At 65.3% G+C, this 19,829-nt stretch carries 19 protein-coding genes; 8 read left to right on the top strand and 11 right to left on the bottom strand.

Annotated features, from left to right (window positions below):
- Positions 1-9 precede the first annotated feature (9 nt).
- A complete protein-coding gene (locus tag CSQ95_RS01865; protein ID WP_099408231.1) occupies positions 10-1,167 on the bottom strand; it encodes a PepSY domain-containing protein in 1,158 nt (385 codons plus the stop codon).
- A 215-nt stretch (positions 1,168-1,382) separates the two neighbouring features.
- Between CSQ95_RS01865 and CSQ95_RS01860 the strand changes: the two genes are divergently transcribed.
- The 4 genes from CSQ95_RS01860 to CSQ95_RS01845 all read left to right on the top strand — a co-directional run bounded on the left by CSQ95_RS01860 (position 1,383) and on the right by CSQ95_RS01845 (position 5,402).
- A complete protein-coding gene (locus CSQ95_RS01860; protein WP_099408230.1) occupies positions 1,383-1,928 on the top strand; it encodes a YbhB/YbcL family Raf kinase inhibitor-like protein in 546 nt (181 codons plus the stop codon).
- Complete coding sequence (locus tag CSQ95_RS01855) at positions 1,918-2,739, top strand: helix-turn-helix transcriptional regulator (RefSeq protein ID WP_218963563.1); 822 nt, start codon at positions 1,918-1,920, stop codon at positions 2,737-2,739. The genes CSQ95_RS01860 and CSQ95_RS01855 overlap by 11 nt, the downstream gene beginning before the upstream one ends.
- Positions 2,740-2,806: 67 nt before the next feature.
- Positions 2,807-3,145: a hypothetical protein gene (locus CSQ95_RS01850; protein ID WP_143449872.1), complete on the top strand. Its 339-nt coding sequence runs from the start codon at positions 2,807-2,809 to the stop codon at positions 3,143-3,145.
- A gap of 100 nt (positions 3,146-3,245) precedes the next feature.
- On the top strand, positions 3,246-5,402 hold the full coding sequence (locus tag CSQ95_RS01845; RefSeq protein WP_099408227.1) for a TonB-dependent receptor: 2,157 nt from the start codon (positions 3,246-3,248) through the stop codon (positions 5,400-5,402).
- Between the two features lie 180 nt (positions 5,403-5,582).
- On the opposite strand, the gene ung is transcribed toward CSQ95_RS01845, so the two are convergent.
- The 6 genes from ung to CSQ95_RS01815 form a co-directional block, all read right to left on the bottom strand.
- Entirely contained in the window at positions 5,583-6,251 is a 669-nt protein-coding gene (gene ung, locus CSQ95_RS01840; protein ID WP_099408226.1) for a uracil-DNA glycosylase, read from the bottom strand.
- A 90-nt stretch (positions 6,252-6,341) separates the two neighbouring features.
- A complete protein-coding gene (locus CSQ95_RS01835; RefSeq protein ID WP_099408225.1) occupies positions 6,342-6,647 on the bottom strand; it encodes a Txe/YoeB family addiction module toxin in 306 nt (101 codons plus the stop codon).
- On the bottom strand, positions 6,628-6,897 hold the full coding sequence (locus tag CSQ95_RS01830; protein ID WP_070223351.1) for a type II toxin-antitoxin system Phd/YefM family antitoxin: 270 nt from the start codon (positions 6,895-6,897) through the stop codon (positions 6,628-6,630). Before CSQ95_RS01830 ends, CSQ95_RS01835 begins: the two co-directional genes overlap by 20 nt.
- A 122-nt stretch (positions 6,898-7,019) precedes the next feature.
- Positions 7,020-8,027, bottom strand: a complete 1,008-nt coding sequence (gene lipA / locus CSQ95_RS01825; protein WP_099408224.1) for a lipoyl synthase — start codon at positions 8,025-8,027, stop codon at positions 7,020-7,022.
- A gap of 37 nt (positions 8,028-8,064) precedes the next feature.
- Positions 8,065-8,769 carry a lipoyl(octanoyl) transferase LipB gene (lipB, locus tag CSQ95_RS01820; RefSeq protein ID WP_099408223.1) on the bottom strand — a complete coding sequence of 235 codons (705 nt, stop codon included), beginning with the start codon at positions 8,767-8,769 and terminating at the stop codon, positions 8,065-8,067.
- A 75-nt stretch (positions 8,770-8,844) separates the two neighbouring features.
- Entirely contained in the window at positions 8,845-10,317 is a 1,473-nt protein-coding gene (locus tag CSQ95_RS01815) for a PLP-dependent aminotransferase family protein (protein WP_099408222.1), read from the bottom strand.
- 125 nt (positions 10,318-10,442) lie between these two features.
- Between CSQ95_RS01815 and CSQ95_RS01810 the strand changes: the two genes are divergently transcribed.
- Positions 10,443-11,642, top strand: a complete 1,200-nt coding sequence (locus CSQ95_RS01810) for a multidrug effflux MFS transporter (RefSeq protein ID WP_099408221.1) — start codon at positions 10,443-10,445, stop codon at positions 11,640-11,642.
- On the opposite strand, the gene CSQ95_RS01805 is transcribed toward CSQ95_RS01810, so the two are convergent.
- The 3 genes from CSQ95_RS01805 to CSQ95_RS01795 form a co-directional block, all read right to left on the bottom strand.
- A complete protein-coding gene (locus CSQ95_RS01805; protein WP_070223235.1) occupies positions 11,635-11,931 on the bottom strand; it encodes a DUF493 family protein in 297 nt (98 codons plus the stop codon). The genes CSQ95_RS01810 and CSQ95_RS01805 overlap by 8 nt on opposite strands.
- A 315-nt stretch (positions 11,932-12,246) precedes the next feature.
- Entirely contained in the window at positions 12,247-14,001 is a 1,755-nt protein-coding gene (locus tag CSQ95_RS01800) for a DUF6600 domain-containing protein (protein WP_099408220.1), read from the bottom strand.
- 103 nt (positions 14,002-14,104) lie between these two features.
- Positions 14,105-14,746, bottom strand: a complete 642-nt coding sequence (locus tag CSQ95_RS01795) for a LysE family transporter (protein WP_070223237.1) — start codon at positions 14,744-14,746, stop codon at positions 14,105-14,107.
- 181 nt (positions 14,747-14,927) lie between these two features.
- On the opposite strand from CSQ95_RS01795, the gene CSQ95_RS01790 reads away from it, so the two are divergent.
- The 3 genes from CSQ95_RS01790 to CSQ95_RS01780 all read left to right on the top strand — a co-directional run bounded on the left by CSQ95_RS01790 (position 14,928) and on the right by CSQ95_RS01780 (position 18,545).
- Positions 14,928-15,875, top strand: a complete 948-nt coding sequence (locus CSQ95_RS01790; protein WP_070223238.1) for a DUF808 domain-containing protein — start codon at positions 14,928-14,930, stop codon at positions 15,873-15,875.
- Between the two features lie 84 nt (positions 15,876-15,959).
- On the top strand, positions 15,960-16,391 hold the full coding sequence (yiaA, locus tag CSQ95_RS01785) for an inner membrane protein YiaA (RefSeq protein WP_099408219.1): 432 nt from the start codon (positions 15,960-15,962) through the stop codon (positions 16,389-16,391).
- 45 nt (positions 16,392-16,436) lie between these two features.
- Positions 16,437-18,545, top strand: coding sequence for an EAL domain-containing protein (locus tag CSQ95_RS01780; protein WP_099408218.1), 2,109 nt, complete (start codon positions 16,437-16,439; stop codon positions 18,543-18,545).
- 10 nt (positions 18,546-18,555) lie between these two features.
- Here CSQ95_RS01780 and CSQ95_RS01775 read toward each other — a convergent pair whose 3' ends face one another.
- Positions 18,556-19,773, bottom strand: coding sequence for a hypothetical protein (locus CSQ95_RS01775; RefSeq protein ID WP_070312674.1), 1,218 nt, complete (start codon positions 19,771-19,773; stop codon positions 18,556-18,558).
- Positions 19,774-19,829 lie beyond the last annotated feature (56 nt).

Raw genomic sequence — 19,829 nt, 5'->3', positions numbered from 1 at the left:
GGCGGCCCCTTATTTCCGGCCGCGCCGCCGTTTCCACCACACCAGGGTCCCCGTCAGCAGGAACAGCAAGGGCATCAAACCGAAGACGGTAATGAAGGCGCGCCCGGCCACGCCAAACGCCTGGCCCGAATGCAGGGGGAATTGCCAGCCCAGGAAAACGTCTCCGGCCGGCGCCCGCAAGGGATCGCGTATGCGCAGGGGCAAGCCGCTGCGCGCGTCCAGGGTGATGCGCGTGGCGCCGTCGCCGTGGGCGATTTCACCGGGCTGGCGCACGCGCACGTCGTACGGCTGGTCCTTTTTCGCCGGCAGCACGATGCGCGACACGCGCGCCTGCGGATACAGCTGCTGCGCGGCGGCCATGGCCTGGCCCGCATCGAGCACGGCGCCGTCCTGGGCCACATTCTTCAGTTTGACGGTATCGGGCACCGTCGACACGAGCTCCACCAGGGGCACGATCAATTGCGGCAAATTGAAATAGATGCCGGAAAAGGCGAGCACGGCCAGCACGGGCGCGGCAAAGAAGCCCGCCGCCTTGTGAAACGTGTAATTAAAACGGGGCCAGGAGCCGCCATGCGACACGGTCAGGGCGCGCTTGATCGCCGTCCACTGCAGGCGCGGCCACCACAGGTAGATGCCGCTCAGGGCCATCAGCAGCAGGGCCACGCCGGAAATGCCCGTAATGGTCTTGCCCGCGTCGCCGGACAATACATAGCGGTGCAAATGAAACATGCCCGACATCAGCAATGGGCGCGTGAGGCCGAAGCGCCCCCAGTCGCGCTCGCCTTTGACTTGCAGGGTGTACGGGTCGACCATCACCTGGCGCACGATGGCCTGGCTGAAGAGGGATGGTTTGCCTGGCTGGCGGTACGAGGCCACGTACACGTCGCGCGCGTCGGCGGGCGGATTGAGCTGGCTCGGCTTGCCATAGGCGGGGTCGGCCGTAAGCTGGTCCACCACCGCCTGCACCGTGCGCGGCGTCACCTGAAACACCTGGCCGGGCGCGGGCGTGCTCGCCTGCAACAAATTCGGATTCAGATACGCGTCGAACTCCGGCATCCAGGCGATGGCGGAGCCCGTCAAGCCCAGCAGGACGAACAGGGCGCCGAACCACAGCCCCGCATACAGGTGCAGTTTGCTGAGCAACCACTTGATCGAGCGTTGTGACATGGAAACTTTGGGAAATTTGGGCTGCGAAACGATAGCATGAAAGCCCTGCGGGGAAAATCACGCGCAGCAAGAAAGGAAGGAATAGAACAACACGCTCATGACAACGGCAGATTCGGATAAAAACGAGCGTTTCGGCACCATCAGCGAGCGCATCGGCATCGCGCGGTTATGTTGCGCGGCATACACTTTCCCCTATACTTATCGAAAGGAAAACTATGACCGCCTCCCGCTTCCTCGCCGCCACCTTGGGCCTCGCTCTTCACCTGGGCGCCCACGCCGCCGATTTCACGGTGACCAGCACCGACATCGCCCCCGGCCAGCGCCTGGCGAGCGCGCAAGTGTTCCACGGCTTCGGCTGCACGGGCGGCAACCTGGCGCCGCAATTGTCATGGAGCAACGCACCGGCCGGCACCAAAAGCTACGCCGTCACCCTGTACGACCCGGACGCGCCCACGGGCAGCGGCTGGTGGCACTGGAGCGTATTCAATGTACCGACCAGCACCACGTCCTTGCCTGCGGGAACGACAACCGCCACCCTGCCGGCGGGCGCCGTACAAGGGCGCAACGATTACGGCGACAGCGCCTACGGCGGCGCTTGCCCGCCACCGGGCGACCAGGCCCACCGCTACCAGATCACGGTGTGGGCGCTGAAAACGGACAAGCTGCCGCTGGACCAGCACGCCAGCGGCGCCATGCTCGGCTACATGCTCAATGCCAACGCGCTGGGCAAGGCACAGCTGACGGGACTGTATGGCAGATGACATGGAAGCGGTGGCCCTGAGCGAGCTGCGCATCGCCCACGGCACCATCGAGGCGCGCCGCGCGCAAACCCTGCGCCGCGTGCCCGTCTTCCAGAGCGCCCTGTGCCGCGTGCGGCAGGGAACCAAGCTGCTGGAATGGGGGGCGCGCCAGGCGCGCGCCGGCACGCACGACGTGGTGCTGATGCCGGCGGGACAGGAACTGGGCGTAGCCAACCTGCCTGACGCGCAAGGCTATCGGGCGGAAGTGCTGAGTTTTTCGCCGGCCCTGATCGCCCGTTTCCGCGCGCGCCATGGCGGCCTCGTCGATACCCAGCTGCGCCAGGCGGCCACGGCCAGCCTGTGCGTGCCGCTCGATGCCCACGCGGCACTGGCCTGGGACCAGCTGACGGCCAGCCTGGCGAGCAGCACACCGCCCGCGCTGCTGGCGCACCAGGCGGAAGGCTTGCTGCTGGCCCTGGCCTTGGGCGGCCATTGCGGCCCGCTGTTGCTGGACCGCCGCGATCCGCTGGCCGCGCGCGTGCAGCAAGTGCTGCTGCTGGACCCGGGCGCCGACTGGAGCGTGGCCAAGGTCGCCAGCCATCTGCACCTGGGCGCCTCCACTCTGCGCCGCCAGCTGGCCCTGGAACAGCGTCACTTCCGCGCCATCCTGGAAGACGTACGCCTGGGACTGGCCTTGCAGGAATTACAATCTGGCATCTTACCCATCGGCGACATCGCCGCCGCCTGCGGCTATGCCTCGCCATCGCGCTTCGCGGCCCGTTTCCGCCAGCATTACGGCCTGTCGCCGCGCGAACTGCGCGCCACGCTGTAAGGGCGCTCTGGCGCAAATCACGCAACAAGCGCTGACAGCGGGACGATTTTCTTGCTACTATGCGCCCATGTCTTCCCGCCAGCCATCCCGCAAGCCTTACCCGGCGTCCGCCCCCGCGCGCACGCCGTGGAAGCTCTGCGTGGCGCTGTTCAGTGCGCTGGCCCTCGTGTTCCTGCTGTCGACGGCCGCGTCGCACCTGCACAAGACGACGCTCGACGCGGAAGAGTGCGCGCTGTGCGCCACGGTCATCGACAAGGTGGCCGACATCGCCGTGCCGCCGGCCATCGCCGAGCCGCCCGCCCAGTTACTGCCGTACCGCCTGCTGGCCTTGGCGCCCGCTACCTTGGCGCCCGTCGCCGCCATCCTGCTGCCGCCCGTACGCGGCCCGCCTGCCGCCTCACTGTAGTTCCCACGCTGTTTTTATCCTTTTCAGGCTGCACCGCCGCGCGCCGCGTTCTCCGCATGCGCGCCGGGCCGCCTGGCGTTGACTATTTTCGAGGTTTACCATGCAACACACTCCACGTCTGAGCGCGCTGTCGCTCGCCCTTGCCAGCCTGTTTAGCTTTTCCGCCCATGCCGCCGAGCCTGCCGAGGCCAGTAGCGATGCCGCCCCGTCAGAAATGCAAAAGGTCGAAGTCACCTCCGCCCATCTGAAAAGCGCGCGCATCGAACTGTCGCCGAAGGTCGGCACCACCATCTACAGCATCGACAGCCACATGGTCGACATGCTGGGCCAGGGCGACAACACGCCGTTCAATGAAGTGCTGCTGCGCCTGCCGGGCGTGTCGCAGGATTCGAAGGGTTCCGGCGCCCTGCACGTGCGCGACGACCATGCCAACGTGCAATACCGCATCAATGGCGTGCAACTGCCCGAAAGCATCAGCGGCTTCGGCCAGTCGATCGACACGCGATTGATCGACAAGACGGATTTCATGACGGGCGCCTTGCCGGCCCAGTTCGGCCTGCGCACGGCCGGCATTGTCGATATTGAAACGAAGGAGGGCGGACTGACGCCCGGCGGGCGCATCGGCATCATGGTCGGCAGCCATGACCACGTGGAGCCGAGTGCCGAATTTTTCGGCAGCGTGGGCAAGTTCAATTACTACCTGTCCGGCAGCTACCTGGGCAATGCCCTGGGCGTGGAAAACCCGCAGGACACGCGCAGCGCCCTGCACGACAAGACGCGCCAGAATAAAACCTTCGGCAGCCTGTCGTATTTCCTCGATGACAACACGCGTCTGGGCGCCATGTTCGGCACGTACAACGGCCGCTTCCAGATCCCGAACAACCCCAACCAGGCGCCGGGCTTCTCGCTGGCCGGCCACAGCGATGCGCAGGCGGGCACGTCCAGCATCCCTTCCTCGCAGCTGAATGAAAACCAGCGCGAAGTGAACCGTTTTCTCGTGCTGTCGCTGCAAAAAAGCCTGGGCGACGTCAATTATCAGGTGTCGGCCTTCCACCAGTATTCGGAACTGCACTTCACGCCCGACGCCATCGGCGACTTGATCTACAACGGCGTGGCCTCGGACTCGCGCCGCGCGAACAGCGCTTCCGGTGCCCAGTTCGACATCAGCTACAAGCTGCACCAGGACCACACCGTGCGCGCCGGCCTGGCCTACACGCGCCAGAAGACGACGAGCGACAACACGGTGGCCGTGTTCCCCGCCATGGACGGGGCGCAAACTTCCACCACGCCGGTCAGCATTCTGGACAACAGCGGCAAGACGGGCACCCTGGCCAGTGTCTACCTGCAGGATGAGTGGCATATCAGCAAGCCGCTGACCCTGAACTACGGCGCCCGCTTCGACAAGGTCTCGGCCTACACGAGCGAACAGCAATGGAGCCCGCGCGTCAACCTGGCCTACCAGATCGCGCCGGGCACAGCCCTGCACGCGGGCTATTCGCGCTACTTCACGCCGCCGCCGCAGGAACTGGCCGCCCAGGGCAGCATCGACCTGTACGCGAACACGACGAATGCGCCGGAAATCGGCCGGTCCGACAACGTCAAGGCCGAGCGCACGCATTACTACGATATCGGCATCAGCCACCAGGTGAATTCAAAGCTGACCGTGACGGCCGATGTGTACTATAAAAAGATCAACAATCTGCTGGACGAAGGCCAGTTCGGCCAGGCTTTGATCCTGACGCCGTTCAACTATGCGGACGGCTACGCCAAGGGCCTGGAGCTGTCCGCCATCTACAGCGAGAAAAACTGGGGCCTGTTCCTCAACGCCAGCACGCAAAAGGCGCAGGGCCGCAACATCAATTCGGGGCAAGCCCTGTTTGGCGCCGATGAGTTGAACTACATCAGCAGCCACTATGTCTATCTCGATCATGACCAGAAATACACGCTGTCCGGTGGCGGCCACTATCACTTCGGCGACTCGCAAGTGAGCGCTGACTTCCTCTACGGCAGCGGCCTGCGCATGACGCCGGATGGCGGTGCACCGAATTCCGGCCATCTGCCCAGTTACTTCACCGTCAACACGGCGCTCACGCACACGTGGAAAAACACGCCGCTGGGCAAGGTGGAAGGACGGCTGGCCCTGATCAACCTGTTCGACAAGTCATATTTGCTGCGCGACGGTTCCGGCGTGGGCGTGGGAGCGCCGCAGTATGGCGCCCGCCGCAGTTTCTACGCAGGCCTGTCCACCAGTTTTTAACACCTGACAGTACCTACTGCGCGGCGTGGGGCGCGGCCTCCGATGCTCACTGTGCTAAAGCACAGCTGCGCTTCTCGGCCACGCCGCACATCCGCTCGCTACGGTTCTGTCCAGGTGTTGTAAGTCGCGCGAAGACAGCGGCAGGGAGCAACGCCTGCCGCTGTCGGTTGCCGTCAGGAATCAGCCATCACCCCAGGCGATAGGCGCCTGGCCATGCGCCTGCAGATACGCATTTGCCAGGCTGAACGGCTTGCTGCCAAAGAAACCTTTGCTGGCCGACAAGGGAGATGGATGGGGCGCTGCCAGCACCAGGTGCTTGCCGGGATCGATCAGGGTGCGCTTGGCTTGCGCATAGCCGCCCCACAGGATGAACACGAGGTGTTCGCGCTCGGCCGACAGGTGGCCGATGGCGCTGTCCGTCAGCTTTTCCCACCCCTTGGCCGCATGCGAACCGGCCGCCCCCGCGCGCACCGTCAGCACGCTGTTGAGCAAGAACACGCCTTGCTGCGCCCAATCGGACAAATCCGTGCGCGTGCGCATCACGCCTACGTCGCTGTGTAATTCCTTGAAGATATTCTGCAAGCTCGGCTGCGGCGGCGTGCCTTCGGGAATCGAAAAGCACAGTCCCATGGCGGCGCCGGGCGTGTGATACGGGTCTTGCCCCAGGATCACGACCTTGACTTGCTCGAACGGCGTCAGGTCGAAGGCGCGAAAAATGTATTTACCCGGCGGAAAACACGGCCCCGCCGCGTACTCTTCCTTCACGAAGGCGGCCAGGCGCTCCCAGTAGGGCTGGGCAAACTCCCCCTCCAGCCGCGCCTTCCACGATGCGTCGATGCGTACGTCCATGGCTCCCCCGTCAATCATGTTTTTAAAACATCATTGATCAGTATAGCCGCGTCACGTTCGTTACCGCGTTACGGTACGGCTGGGCAATGCCTATTTGTCATCATAGTGATAACGGCAAGCCGCCACGTAGATGCAGCCCGCGTCGGGCAGATACACAAGCCGGTGCTGGCGGTCGATGCGGCGCGACCAAAAGCCCGTCAGGTCGCCTTTCAGCGGTTCCGGCTTGCCCGTGCCCTTGAACGGATCGGCCAGGCATGCATCGAGCAAGTCATTGATTTTTTGCAGGATTTTCAGGTCGCGCTCTTGCCAGAACAGATAATCTTCCCAGGCATGATCGGTCCAGGCCAGCACGGCGGCGCGCGCCTGCTGCTTGTTTTCAGTCTTCCGGTTTTTCATGCCGCGCCAATGCCCGTGGCTGCGCCTTGCCCGCCTTGATCTGCGCCACGGACGCCATCAGGCGGCTGGCATTCTTTGCCGTGCCCAGCAAATACAGGGTTTCCTCGATGCTGTTGTAGTCCGACAAGGACAGCATCACCACGTGTTCGCCATTCACGCGCGTGATCACGGTGGGTGTATGGTCGTTGCAGACGTCGTCCATCACGCTTTTCAGGCCCGCGCGCGCCTCGCTGAAAGTCAGGATATTCATGCCGTGCCACCACTCCATTGAAAGTACATGCCAATAATTGTACAGGATGTTGTACATCACCTCAATCAGGCAAAAAAAAGCCGCCACGCTATCGCGGGCGGCTTTGATGTGGCGCAAGCTGCTTAGAAATTCAGCGCCGATTCCACGCCGGCGCTGTGCGCCTGTTCATCCGCGTGGTACGAACTGCGCACCATGGCGCCCACGGCGGCGTGGGTGAAGCCCATTTTATAGGCTTCCTCTTCGAACATTTTAAACACGTCCGGGTGCACGTAGCGGCGCACGGGCAGGTGGCTGTTCGATGGCGCCAGGTACTGGCCGATGGTCAGCATGTCGATGTCGTGCTCGCGCATGTCGCGCATGACTTGCAGGATTTCCTCGTCCGTCTCGCCCAGGCCCACCATGATGCCGGACTTGGTTTTGACGTCCGGGTACATGGCCTTGAAATCCTTCAGCAATTTCAGCGAGTGCATGTAGTCGGAGCCGGGACGCGCTTCCTTGTACAGGCGCGGTGCCGTTTCCAGGTTGTGGTTCATGACGTCAGGCAAGCCATCCTTGAACAGATTCAACGCTTTTTCCAGGCGGCCACGGAAGTCGGGCACCAGCACTTCGATGCGGGTGTTCGGCGACAGGGCGCGCGTTTGCTGGATGCACTCGACGAAATGGCCGGCGCCGCCGTCGCGCAAGTCATCGCGGTCGACGGAGGTGATGACGACGTAGTTCAGGCGCAGCTTGGCGATGGTTTTCGACAGGTTGGCCGGCTCTTCCTTGTCCAGCGGGTCCGGACGGCCATGGCCGACGTCGCAGAACGGGCAGCGGCGCGTGCACTTGTCGCCCATGATCATGAAGGTGGCCGTGCCCTTGCCGAAGCACTCGCCGATGTTCGGGCAGCTGGCTTCCTCGCATACGGTCACGAGCTTGTTTTCGCGCAGGATGTCCTTGATTTCATAGAAACGGGTCGATGCCGAAGCGGCCTTGACGCGGATCCAGTCCGGCTTTTTCAGGCGCTCGACTTGCTCGATCGGAATGATCTTGATCGGGATGCGCGACGTCTTGCTGGCGCCTTTTTGCTTTTCGCTCGGGTTGTAGGCGGGAGCGGCGGGGGCGGTGCTGGAAATGGTCTCAGAAGTCATGGCTGCAAGCCCTTGACGGGCATGTTGGTTTGTTTGCTCAGGCATCCGCTGCCTGAGGCGCGCCTGCGGCGCTGTTTACTTCGCTTACATCGAGTAATACGGTCAATTCATGGGCCAGGGCCCGCTGCACCTCGGCCAGCGGCGCCACGACGCCCATGCTGCGCATGTCCACCGTCTTCAGGCCGGAATAGCCGCAAGGGTTAATCCAGGAAAACGGCGCCAGGTCCATCGCCACGTTGAGCGATACGCCATGGTAGGTGCAGCCGTTGCCGCGCACTTTCAATCCCAGCGCGGCGATCTTCGCACCCTTGTCTGGCCCGCCGGCAATATAGATGCCTGGCGCGCCATCGATGCGCTCGCCAGCGAGATTATACGCCGCCAGCACGTTGATGATGGCTTGCTCGATTTTATGCACGAACTGGCGCGCATACAGCTTGCCGCCCGGCTTGTTGCGGCGCAAGTCCATCAGCAGGTAAATCACCACCTGGCCGGGGCCGTGGAAGGTGACTTCGCCGCCCCGGTCCGTCTGCACCACGGGCACACTCTCGGCGCCGGCCAGCAGATGGCCGCGGTCGGCCGCCAGGCCCAAAGTAAATACGGGCGGATGCTCGACGATCCACAGTTCGTCGCGCGTGTCCGTCGTGCGCGCGTCGGTAAACGCGCGCATGGCGGCAAAGGTCGGCTCGTAATCGACGCGGCCCAGCTCGCGGATCAGCGCCGTTTCGGTGCGGGTGGTGGTCATGACAGATTCTGTAATCAGCTGCCGGCGCCCTGCGGACGCTGCGGCGAAGCCGTGATTATAAGCCAGGCCGCCGTTTCATTCAGCCGCAGGCGCCGGCGACAGCAGCAATCTGCCCAATTTTTGTGCAGCGTGGCGCACCTGGGCCAGGCTCAGGGCCGTGTAGCCGAGCAGCACGGCCGGCGCCAGCCTGGCGCTGTGGCAAAAATCGCCGAGCGGCTGCAGCGCCAGCCCGTCCTGCGCCGCGCGCGCGCAAAACGCCCGTTCGTCGCCATCGGGCGGCAGCCACAGCACGCAATGAAAACCCGCCTGCTGGCCGGAAATCGTGTAACACCCGGGCGCGGCCTGCTCGAGACAGGCCAGCAGCAAGTCGCGCCGCTCCTTGTAGGCCAGCCGCGCCTGGCGCAGATGGCGCACGAAAGCGCCTTCCTCCATCCAGGCGGCCAGCGCCAGCTGTTCCGTCACGCCCACGGACCTGCCCGTCAATTGCACGATGCGCAGCAGCTGCGGGCGCAAGGCGGGCGGCAGCACCATGAAGCCCACGCGCAGGCCGGCAAACAGGGTCTTGTTGAAACTGCCGCAATAAATCACGCGCTGGTATTGATCGAGCGCCTTCAGGGCCGCCAGCGGCGCGCTGTGGTAATTGAATTCGCTGTCGTAATCGTCTTCCACCACCCAGGCGCCGCTGTCGTTCGCCCATTCCAGCAAGGCCAGGCGGCGCGTGACGGACATGGTCACGCCCAGCGGCGACTGGTGCGCCGGCGTCACATAGGCGAGGCAGGCGTCCGTGTGCACGGCCAGGGCGGCGCAATCGATGCCCTCGGCGTCGACGGCAATATCCACGGGCACGGCGCCGGCCAGGGCGAACAGGGCGCGCGCAGCCGGATAGCCCGGTTCTTCCAGGCACACCTTGTCGCCATCGCGCACGATGCCGCGCGCCAGCAAGTCGATCGCGTGGCGGATGCCGGTCGTGACAACGATGTCTTGCGGGTCGCAGCGGATGCCGCGGTACTTGGCGAGGAAGTCGGCAATCTGCTGGCGCAGCTGGGGCAAGCCGGCCGGATCGGCGCTGCACAGCTGCTCCGGCGTGGCGGCCGCCAGCGCCCGCGTGGCGCACTTGGACCAGGCTGCCATGGGAAACAGGCTGGCGTCGGCGCGCCGCGCCACGAAGGGCAAGCCGTCGCGCACACCCGTGTCCGGGGCGGGCGTGGGCACGCTGGCCGGCGCGGCCGGGGCGGCATCGCCGAAGCCTGCCATCAGGAAGCGCTCCGGCACCACGGCGCACACGCGCGTGCCGGAACCGGGCACGCGCGTCACATACGCTTCCGCGTGCAGACGGTCGAACACGGTTTCGATGGTGCCACGCGACAACTCCCACCGTTCGGCCAGGGTGCGGCTCGATGGCAGCCGGCTGCCCGCCGGCAGCATCTTCGTCAGGATGGCCGAGCGCAGCGCTTCATACGCGCCATCCTGCTTGTTGACGCCTGCCTTGTCGAGCCAGCTGGTGGGACGAGGCAAGTCCAGGGCGTGCGGTGATTTTCCTCGCGGCATGATGATCGTCCAAGTGGTCCAATAAGTTTTCTGATGAGTGGCACTTCGCATTACACCACAACCATCCTACTCTCACCGTTCCGGTGCGCCAGCGGGGCGCACGTTTGCAAGGATCGTATAAAACAATGCAGAAACACATCGCTTTATGGGCCCGGGGTGGCATCGTGCTGCTGCTGGTCTGCCTGTCGCGCATCAGCATCGACATCTATCTCCCTTCGCTGCCGGCCATGGCCGATGCCCTGCATGCCAGCGATGCCCAGTTACAACTGACCCTGAGCCTGTTCATGGCCGGCTCCGCCGCCTCGATGCTCGCCTGCGGACCGCTGGCCGACCGCTACGGACGCCGGCCCGTGCTGCTGGCTGGCACGGGCATTTTTGTGCTCGCCAGCATCGTCTGCACCGTGACCTCCGATGTGCACGTGCTGATCGCCGCGCGCGTGCTGCAGGCGTTCGGCGGCTGCAGCGGCACCATCATCGGCCGGGTCATGGTGCGCGACCGCTTCGATCCCGCCACGCAGGCGCGCATGCTGGGCAGAATATCGATGGCGATGGGCTTGTCACCGATCCTGGCGCCGCTGGCCGGCAGCGTGCTCGACGCGGCGTTCGGCTGGCGCGCCGTGTTTGGCGTGCTGTGCCTGCTGGGTGCGCTGTCGCTGTGGCTGATCGCCGCCTACGTGCCGGAAACCAAGCCGGCCAGCGTCGTACCACAGGGCAATACCCTGGCGCTGTACTACCGCCTGCTGGGCGACAGATATTTCCTGCGCTATGCGCTGGCCATCGGCTGCGTGTATTGCACGTATTTCCCCTTCATTGCGGAATCGTCCGTGCTGTTGCAAAGGGGCATGCACCTGTCGCCCGGCGCGTATGCGCTGGTGTTCGGGCTGACGGTGAGCGGCTATATCGCGGGGTCGAGCCTGTTCCGGGCGCTGGGACCGCGCCTGGGCGCCGATCACATGCTGGGCGTGGCGGTGCTGCTGAATGTGGCGGGGGCGGCCAGCCTGTTGCTGGCGGGTACGTTGGCGCCGCAGCACGTGGCGTCGCTGGTGGCGCCCATGCTGCTGGTGATGGTGTCGGTGGGCATGGCGATTCCCGCCTGCCAGCTGGCCGTGCTGCAGCCGTATGGCGCCCAGGCGGGCAGCGCCTCGGGCCTGTTCTTCTTCGTGCAGATGGCCATCACCGCCGCCTGCGGCGCCGTCATCGCCGCCATTACGGACGGCAGCGAAAAGCCGCTGCTGTGGGTGACGGCGGCGGCCAGCGGCGCCTTTGCCGCCGTCTGGCTGCTCACGAAGAGCCGGGCCAGCGTGGCGGCAGCCAGCCTTACATGACGATCTTGACCATCGGGTGGCCCGACAGCGCCATGTACAGGGCGTCGAGCTGCTCGCGGCTGATGGCGCGCACGGTCACGGTCAGGCCCGTGTAATTGCCCTTGCCCGATGGACGCTCTTCCATGCGGCCCACATGGAAGGTCGGATCGTGGCTGATGACCAGCTCGAGCATGGTCGGCGCGAAATCGACATGCGTCGGACCCATGATCTTGATGGGAAAATCGCTCGGGTATTCGATCAGCGATTCGCTGGGAGGAATCGTCACTTCGGTCGGTGGGGTGGTTTGCATGGGAAATCCAATCAGTGCCGGTCAGAACAGGCAGCGCTTATCGCGCGGCGGCTGCATAAAGGCGTATTGTAGCCAACTTTTGCAGCGCCTGCGCCGGCCGCCATGGCCCCAGGGGCGCGGAAAAAAAAAGCCAGCTGGGTAAGCTGGCGAAAACTATTTCGTTTGGACAAAATAGCCGGAAAAGTCGATGCTGTCACTTGGAGGATAAGCAGTGGCCGTACTGTAGACAAACCACGGCAGCTTTACCTCCGGTATGTGACGAACTGCGCATTTCGCGGCTTGAACGTCGATACGGCGCGACAGACGGCACGGCCGTCAGCGCTCCGCTTCCTGCATCCGGCCATTGCGGCCGGGACCGCCGCGCTCGTTGTTGCGCTCATTGTTGCGTTCACGGGGCGGATTGGGACGCTCGGCGCTGCGCGCCTCCTGGGCCGGACGGGCGGCAGGAGCCGGCATCGGCGGCGGCGCGGGCCGCGGCTGTGCCACGGGCGGCGGCGCGGGCAAGGATGGCGGCGGCGCCGTCTGCAGCACCTCGCGGCGGGGGCCACGCTCGGCGCGGGGCCAGTCGGCGCGGGGCCGCTCCTCGCCACGCCAGCCGGGACGGGCCACATGGTCATGCACCGGTGGCAAGACCGGCATCGCCGGCATCACGGGCTGCGCCGGCATGGGGGGCTGCTGCGGCTGGGCCGGCACGGGCGGGCGGTTCGGCTGCATGGGATGCGGCGCCAGGTGCGTCTGGCCGTCGTCCGTCTGCAGGCGGCCAGGGCGGCTGCCCCAGTCGCGCCGGGGCTCCCGGTCGCCGCGCGGCGCCTCAACGGGACGCTGCCAGTTGCCGGCCGGCGCAGGCGCGGTGCTCAACGGCAAGCTTTGCATGACGGGCGGCGGCATGGTGGTGCGGTTGCGGCGCGGCACGTCGACCGTGCGCGAGGCGCCAAAACGCTCGCCCGGCAGCATGGTCATGCCTTCGCGCCGTTCGCGTTCGCCCGCCACGAAACGGCGCCCTTCGGCGACGCGGTTGATGCGGCGTTCATAGTCCGCGCTGGCGCGGTAGCCGGGCACGTAGCGGTCGTGCGGCGACAGGGGGAACCAGCCGATACCGGGTCCCGGCCGCTGGCCGTGCTGCTGCCCATGGTTGCCGCCGACCCAGCCCACCAGGGCCGGCGCCCAAGGCACGCGGCCGCGCTCGCGGCCCGGCGCCCAGCCCCAGCGGTGGCCCAGCAGCACCCAGCGGCCGTAGTGCGAGGGCGCATAGCCCCACGGCGCATTGTCGACCCAGGTCCAGCCCCACGGCGCGATCCACGTCCAGCGCCCGTCGCTGTACGGCGCCCAGCCGGCCGGCACCGCGCTGGGCAACCACAGGGGCCCGTATTGTGCGTCTTCCTGCCAGGCGCCGTAGCGGTCCAGCTCTTCATAGCCGGTGGTATCGTCCGTGACATAGCGCAAGGCCGGCGCGGCGGCGGGCAAGGCTTCGGGCCAGTGGTCGAACGCCACGCGCTGCACGGCGCCCGTGCGCAATTCTTCGTCCGTCAACTCGGCGCGCTTGCCGGCACGCAAGGTCACGCTGCCCGTCGCGCCATCCACGTCGGCCGCGCCGTCGAGCACGCTGACGACGCTGGTGCCGGGCTGGCGTCCCGCCTCGATGCGCACCCAGCCCGGCTGGGTCAGGATCACACGGGCCTGGGCCGTGGTCAGCTCGAAGCCGCGCAGCGCGTCCGGGTTGCGCACGCGCACGCTGACCGTGCCATAGCTGAGGTGCAATTTGAAACTGTCGTCATCGAGTTCGCTCACTTCCAGCTCGGAATCGCCATCGAGGCGCACGGCGGCCGCGCCCACGCGAAATTCCGCCAGCGCACCGCGCAGGGTGCTCAAGCGATTATCCGTCGTGACGGGCCAGTTCAAGAGGGCGTTTTGCGCGTCGCCATCGCCGGCGCGCACCAGCACTTGCCCTTCGACGGTGGAAATGCGGCCCACGCGGGCGGGCGGGTCCTGCGCCAGGGCGAAGGCGCACGCCGACGACAGCAGCACGGCGCACAGGGTGCGCAGGAAGAGGAGAGTCAGGGTCGGACGCATGGCAGCGCTCCAGGCAGGACTTACAGGGATGATTGCTACCGATTACATCCGCATTCGACGGACCTCGCAAGCGGGCTTACAAATGTTTGCATATTGACTTCGTTCAGGATGCCGCCTGGCTGCCCCGCTTGACGAAGAACAGGGCCGCGCCGACAGCCATCAGCAAGCCGCCAAAGAAGCGGTTCTGCTTTTTCACGGCGCGCGCATCGCGGAAAAAGCGCTGCATCGAGGAAGCCAGGAAGGCGTAGCTGTGCATGACGATCTGATCGATCGTGCACATGGTGACGGCCAGGATCAGCAGCTGCGGCAACAGCGGCGCTGCCGGGCTGATAAATTGCGGCAACACCGCCACCATGAAAATGATGCCTTTCGGGTTAGTCACGTTGGTCAGAAAGCCCGTCAGCACGCGCCGGCCCATGGAAGGCACCACGGCGTCGGCATGCAGGTCGCCCGTGACGGCCACCTTGGCACGCCATTGCGACAGGCCCAAATAGATCAGGTACAGCGCGCCCACCGTCTTGACGATATTGAACGCCACTTCGGAAGCGAGCAGCAGGGAACCGACCCCGGCGCCGGCGATGCCCAGCACCACCAGCAGCCCCAGCTGCAGGCCCAGAATCGTCGCGCTGGCCTTTTTCACCCCATACGACAGGCCGTGCGACATCGACAGCACGGCGCCCGATCCGGGCGAGACGGCGATGATGGAAGCGGCGATGACAAAGGTGATCCAGGTGGCGAAATGCATGCGGTGTCCAAAAAATGGTGACGATGAGCAATTTTAACCCGGTCGGTGCGGCCTTGCCGGCCCGCCCTGAGGTAAGATCGCAGTCACACACTTCCTTGCCGTACAACCAAGAATAACATCATGAAAAACAACACTTTCCTCGCTCCACAATTTCCTGCCGCTACCGTGGGAGCGCACTGAGATGGCCGGCTCCAGCCTGCTGGCCCTGCTAGACGACATCGCCAGCATCCTCGATGACGTTTCCCTGATGACCAAGGTGGCCGCCAAGAAGACGGCCGGCGTGCTCGGCGACGACCTGGCCCTGAACGCGCAGCAAGTGGCCGGCGTGCGTGCCGAACGCGAACTGCCCGTCGTCTGGGCCGTCGCCGTCGGTTCGCTGAAGAACAAGGCAATCCTCGTGCCCGCCGCGCTGGCCATCAGCGCGTTTGCGCCGTGGGCCATCACGCCGCTGCTGATGGTGGGCGGCGCCTACCTGTGCTTCGAAGGTTTCGAAAAGATTGCCCACAAGTATTTGCACCCGGACGACAGCCACAAGGCCGAGCTGGCGCAGGCGCTGCGCGACCCGCAGGTCGACCTCGTCGCCCTGGAAAAGGACAAAATCAAGGGCGCCATCCGCACCGACTTCATTTTGTCAGCGGAAATCATCGTCATCGCGCTGGGCACCGTGGCCGCAGCCACCTTCGCCGAGCAGGTGGCCGTCGTCGTCGGCATCGCCATCATCATGACGGTGGGCGTGTACGGCCTGGTGGCCGGCATCGTCAAGCTCGATGACGCGGGCTTTTATTTGTCCGCGCGCAAGGGTGCGGGCGCGCTGATGGACGGCGTGCGCGGCTTTGGCCGCATGCTGGTGTCGGCGGCGCCGAAACTGATGAAATTCCTGTCCGTCGTGGGCACGCTGGCCATGTTCATGGTCGGCGGCGGCATCCTGACGCACGGCTGGCCATGGGCCAGCGCCATGCTGCACCATGCGGAAGAAGCCGTCGGCAGCGTGGCCGGCATCGGCCCCGTGCTGGCCGCCGTCACGCCCAGCCTGATCAACGCGGTGGCCGGCCTGATCGCCGGCGGCCTGGTGCTGGCCGGCGTCACCGCCGTGTCGGCTTTGTTGCGCATGATCAAGCCAAGCAAATAAACTTTCTGGTCTGATGAGGCGGCAGGCGCATCCGTGCCTGCCGCCCCGGCCATGCCGGCGGCGCCCGCTGCCCATGGAGACCTTATGCAGACTTCCCCCGCCCCACGCCCCAGCAGCGCCTTTATCGGCGCGTCCTGGGCGGCATTGCTGATCGGCATCGTCACTTACCTGTCCGGTCTGTGGAACGCCGGCATGGCCCTCAACGAGAAGGGCTATTATTTTACGATCCTGATGTACGGCCTGTTCGCCGCCATCTCGCTGCAGAAATCCGTGCGCGACCGCAGCGAGGGCATCGCCGTGACGGGGATTTACTTTGGCCTGTGCTGGATTTCCGTGCTGCTGGCCTTGCTGTTATTGACTGTGGGCCTGTGGAACGCTAATCTGCAAAATAGCGAGAAGGGGTTTTATGCGATGGCATTCCTGCTGAGCCTGTTTGCAGCCGTGGCCGTGCAAAAGAATGTGCGCGACGTGGCGCGCGCCGCGCCAGCCACCTCTGCCGAGGCGCCGGGAACTTAAATATCAGCCGCGCATCTATCCCTGTATCCATGTCAGGAGAGGATGATGAGCGACCAGCAGAAACGTTTGCAGATGGCGCTGGAGGCGGCGCACATGGCGATCTGGGATTCGCGCATCGTCGATGGCCAGGTCATCGACGGCACGGTCAGCTGGTCGGCCAAAGGCGCCACCTTGCTGGGCCTCGAGGAGCGCCCGCTGACGCAGCCGTTCCGCGTCTTTCTCGACTGCGTGCACGCCAGCGACCGCGACAAGGTACTGAGCGTGCTGCAGGACGGCGTGCGCCGGGGCGGCGGCTACGCCCTGCAATACCGCGTCGTCTGGCCCGATGGCAGCGAACACTGGCTGGCGGCCAAGGCGCACGTCTTCGTCGATGCCGGCGGGCAACCCGAACGCACCCTGGGCATCATCTGGGATATCACCGAGCACATGGCGCGCGAGCTGATGATCGCCGAGCGCAAGGAACTGGCCGAGGTGACGCTCAGCTCCATCGGCGACGGCGTCATCACCACCGATCCGCAGGGCAAGACGCGCTACCTGAACCGCGTGGCCGAGCAGTTGACGGGCTGGACCAATGACATGGCGCAGGGTCTGGACATCGGCCAGACCATGCCGCTGGCCGACGAACGCACGGGCGAAGCGCTCGAGCACGTGGCCATGCACTGCCTGCAACAACGCAAGGCCATCGGCATTTCCCCTCACTCGCAGCTGATCACGCGCGAAGGGCGGCGCATCGCCGTCGAGGAGTCGGCCGCGCCCATCTGGTCGCGCGACGGCGAGATCCTCGGCGCCGTCGTCGTGTTTCGCGACGTCAGCCACGAACGCAAGCTGAGCCAGGAACTGTCGTGGCAAGCCTCGCACGACACCCTGACGGGCCTGATCAACCGGCGCGAATTCGAACACCTGGTGGCCGGCGCCCTGCACACGGCCAAGCAGGACGGCCACGTGCATGCGCTGCTGTACCTGGACCTGGACCAGTTCAAGGTCATCAACGACACCTGCGGCCACGGCGCCGGCGACGTGCTGCTGCAGCTGCTGGCCAAGATGCTGCAGGGCCGCATGCGCGACAGTGACATCCTGGCGCGCCTCGGCGGCGACGAACTGGGCGTGCTGTTGCCGCACTGTCCGCTCGACCATGCGCGCCAGATCGGCGAACAGCTGCGCCAGTCCATCCGCGATTTCCGTTTCGCCTGGGATAACCGCAGCTTCGAGCTGGGCGTGAGCATCGGCATCGTGGAAATCAGTCAGGACAGCAAGTCCATGAGCGAACTGCTGAGCGCGGCCGACCGGGCCTGCTACCTGGCCAAGGAGCAGGGCCGCAACCGCCTGCACGTGTACCAGGAGTCCGACGTCATGCTGGCGCAGCGGCATGGCGAAATGCTGTGGATTTCCCGCCTGAACGAAGCATTCAAACACGATTATTTCCGCCTGTACGCCATGCCCATCGTGCACCTGCGCGACCATCCGGAACACCACGACGAAGTGCTGATCCGTATCCGCAACAGCAAGGGCGACCTGATACTGCCCGGCGCCTTCATCCCCGCCGCCGAACGCTACGATATGATGCTGTCCATCGACCGCTGGGTCATCCGTGCCGTCTGCGCGCATATCGCAAGCGTGCGCGACGGCCTGCCGCCGCTCGATGCGCTGGCCGAAAGCCGGCGCCGCACCCCGGCCCTGTATTCCATCAACCTGTCGGGCATGTCGCTGGCCGACACGGGCTTGCACGACTACATCACCGAGCAGTTCGTGCAATTCGCGATTGCACCCGAGCAAATCTGTTTTGAAATCACGGAAACGGCCGTCATCGCCAACCTGCCCAAGGCGCAAATATTCATGCGCCAGCTCAAGGCCATGGGCTGCCGCTTCTCGCTCGACGACTTCGGCAGCGGCTTTTCCTCGTTCGGCTACCTGAAGGCCCTGCCCGTCGACTATCTGAAGATCGACGGCGTCTTCGTGCGCGACATCGCCACCAACGCCATCAACCGCGCCATGGTCAAGGCCATCAATGAAGTGGGCCACGTGATGGGCTTAAAAACGGTGGCCGAATACGTGGAAGACGAAGCCACCCTGGCCGTCATCCGCGAGCTGGGCATCGACTATGCGCAAGGCTACGCCGTGGGCAGCCTGCGGCCGCTGACGGCGGGCGTGGACTAGCGGCCAGGCTTCAGAGCTCGCAGGCCGGCGCCGCCGCCACGCACTGCGCATCGGGAAACGCGCGCACGCGGTAGCGCACCGGGTAGCAATCGATTTGCTCCATCAGGCCGCCGCCGATGGCTTGCGCCTCGTCCCACGCCAGCAGCTTGCTGCCGCTGCGCTCGCCATGCTCGTCGCGCACCTCGAGCGCCACGACATCGGTGCGCGGCAGCAAGGTATGCACGTCGCGGGCCCAGCTGCTCACGGAAACGACGCGCTCGCCCGGCTGCCGTTCGATCAGCAGGCAGCTGGCGACGAAGACATCTTCGCCCGTGCTCGTGTTGAGTTGCTCCCACTCTTCCTTCTGCTGGTTGTAGAGATCGGCGCGCACGATCGTCTGGAAACGCCGCAGCGCCGTGGCGACGGCCGCATCGGCCGGTTCGCAGGCGACGATTTTCCCGTCCCGCACGCCATACAGGGCGGTCGAGACCTGCCGCCCCTCGTCGCGCGCCAGTTGGTCGGCCAGGGCCACCATGGCCAGCTGTCCCGCCGCATGGTGCGACGACGCCAGCAGGAAGCGGCCGCGCGTGGGCACCATCACCAGCGGTTCGCCGCCTTCGCAGGCGCGGTACAGCAAGTCCGGCAGCAGCAGGCGCGAAGAATCATAGGCGTCGTTCCAGTCGCCCAGCAGCAAGCCGTTGCCCAACGCGACGAAACTGTGCGCCGTGCGGTCGCGCAAATTGTCCATGGCCGCCGCCAGCGCCTGTTCGAACGTCACGCCCCACTGCGCCAGCGTAGCCTGGCCGATGGTGGCCATATTCGCTTCCGTATCGTAGGCCAGCATGACGACCGCATCCTCGCTGAAGTCCTGGCAGGCAGTGGCAAATGCCGGACGCTGCGGCTCGGTCTGCGCCAGCAGGCGCAGATGGTCGCCCTGCCGGCGGCTGCGCAGTACGGGCATCAGGCTGGCGCGGGCGTCGGCAAAGCTGGATGGCACGCCGGGAGCCGAGTAGATGCTCAGGTAGTGCTGCACGACGTGTGCCCGCTGCTTGCGCGGCGCGGCGCAATAGTCGCGGTAGGCATTGTCCAGATTGAAAACATGCCCGTCGTCGCTGCCCGACACGATGCGAAACTGTTCCCGTTCATAGCGGCTGTCGGATGCCAGGCCATCCTGGCCGATCTGCCGCAGGACGAGCTGCGCAAAGGCATCGCGCGAGGGAGGGCTGCGGAAAAAATCGAATAAACCCATGGGTCTCCTGAATCCAAAGAAAGCCGCCAAGGCAAATAGTGCCAATTAGCAAAAGA

It is taken from the genome of Janthinobacterium sp. BJB304, assembly GCF_002735765.1.
Classification (GTDB): Bacteria; Pseudomonadota; Gammaproteobacteria; order Burkholderiales; family Burkholderiaceae_D; genus Janthinobacterium.
The sequence above is the reverse complement of the archived record's forward strand: the minus strand, read 5'-3'. Positions and strand labels throughout refer to the sequence as shown.

Bases quoted from the DNA above. Each gene is read 5' to 3' on its own strand.
- CSQ95_RS01865 (WP_099408231.1), bottom strand. From the start codon at position 1,167: ATGTCACAACGCTCGATCAAGTGGTTGCTCAGCAAACTGCACCTGTAT.
- CSQ95_RS01860 (WP_099408230.1), top strand. From the start codon at position 1,383: ATGACCGCCTCCCGCTTCCTCGCCGCCACCTTGGGCCTCGCTCTTCAC.
- CSQ95_RS01855 (WP_218963563.1), top strand. From the start codon at position 1,918: ATGGCAGATGACATGGAAGCGGTGGCCCTGAGCGAGCTGCGCATCGCC.
- CSQ95_RS01850 (WP_143449872.1), top strand. From the start codon at position 2,807: ATGTCTTCCCGCCAGCCATCCCGCAAGCCTTACCCGGCGTCCGCCCCC.
- CSQ95_RS01845 (WP_099408227.1), top strand. From the start codon at position 3,246: ATGCAACACACTCCACGTCTGAGCGCGCTGTCGCTCGCCCTTGCCAGC.
- ung (WP_099408226.1), bottom strand. From the start codon at position 6,251: ATGGACGTACGCATCGACGCATCGTGGAAGGCGCGGCTGGAGGGGGAG.
- CSQ95_RS01835 (WP_099408225.1), bottom strand. From the start codon at position 6,647: ATGAAAAACCGGAAGACTGAAAACAAGCAGCAGGCGCGCGCCGCCGTG.
- CSQ95_RS01830 (WP_070223351.1), bottom strand. From the start codon at position 6,897: ATGAATATCCTGACTTTCAGCGAGGCGCGCGCGGGCCTGAAAAGCGTG.
- lipA (WP_099408224.1), bottom strand. From the start codon at position 8,027: ATGACTTCTGAGACCATTTCCAGCACCGCCCCCGCCGCTCCCGCCTAC.
- lipB (WP_099408223.1), bottom strand. From the start codon at position 8,769: ATGACCACCACCCGCACCGAAACGGCGCTGATCCGCGAGCTGGGCCGC.
- CSQ95_RS01815 (WP_099408222.1), bottom strand. From the start codon at position 10,317: ATGCCGCGAGGAAAATCACCGCACGCCCTGGACTTGCCTCGTCCCACC.
- CSQ95_RS01810 (WP_099408221.1), top strand. From the start codon at position 10,443: ATGCAGAAACACATCGCTTTATGGGCCCGGGGTGGCATCGTGCTGCTG.
- CSQ95_RS01805 (WP_070223235.1), bottom strand. From the start codon at position 11,931: ATGCAAACCACCCCACCGACCGAAGTGACGATTCCTCCCAGCGAATCG.
- CSQ95_RS01800 (WP_099408220.1), bottom strand. From the start codon at position 14,001: ATGCGTCCGACCCTGACTCTCCTCTTCCTGCGCACCCTGTGCGCCGTG.
- CSQ95_RS01795 (WP_070223237.1), bottom strand. From the start codon at position 14,746: ATGCATTTCGCCACCTGGATCACCTTTGTCATCGCCGCTTCCATCATC.
- CSQ95_RS01790 (WP_070223238.1), top strand. From the start codon at position 14,928: ATGGCCGGCTCCAGCCTGCTGGCCCTGCTAGACGACATCGCCAGCATC.
- yiaA (WP_099408219.1), top strand. From the start codon at position 15,960: ATGCAGACTTCCCCCGCCCCACGCCCCAGCAGCGCCTTTATCGGCGCG.
- CSQ95_RS01780 (WP_099408218.1), top strand. From the start codon at position 16,437: ATGAGCGACCAGCAGAAACGTTTGCAGATGGCGCTGGAGGCGGCGCAC.
- CSQ95_RS01775 (WP_070312674.1), bottom strand. From the start codon at position 19,773: ATGGGTTTATTCGATTTTTTCCGCAGCCCTCCCTCGCGCGATGCCTTT.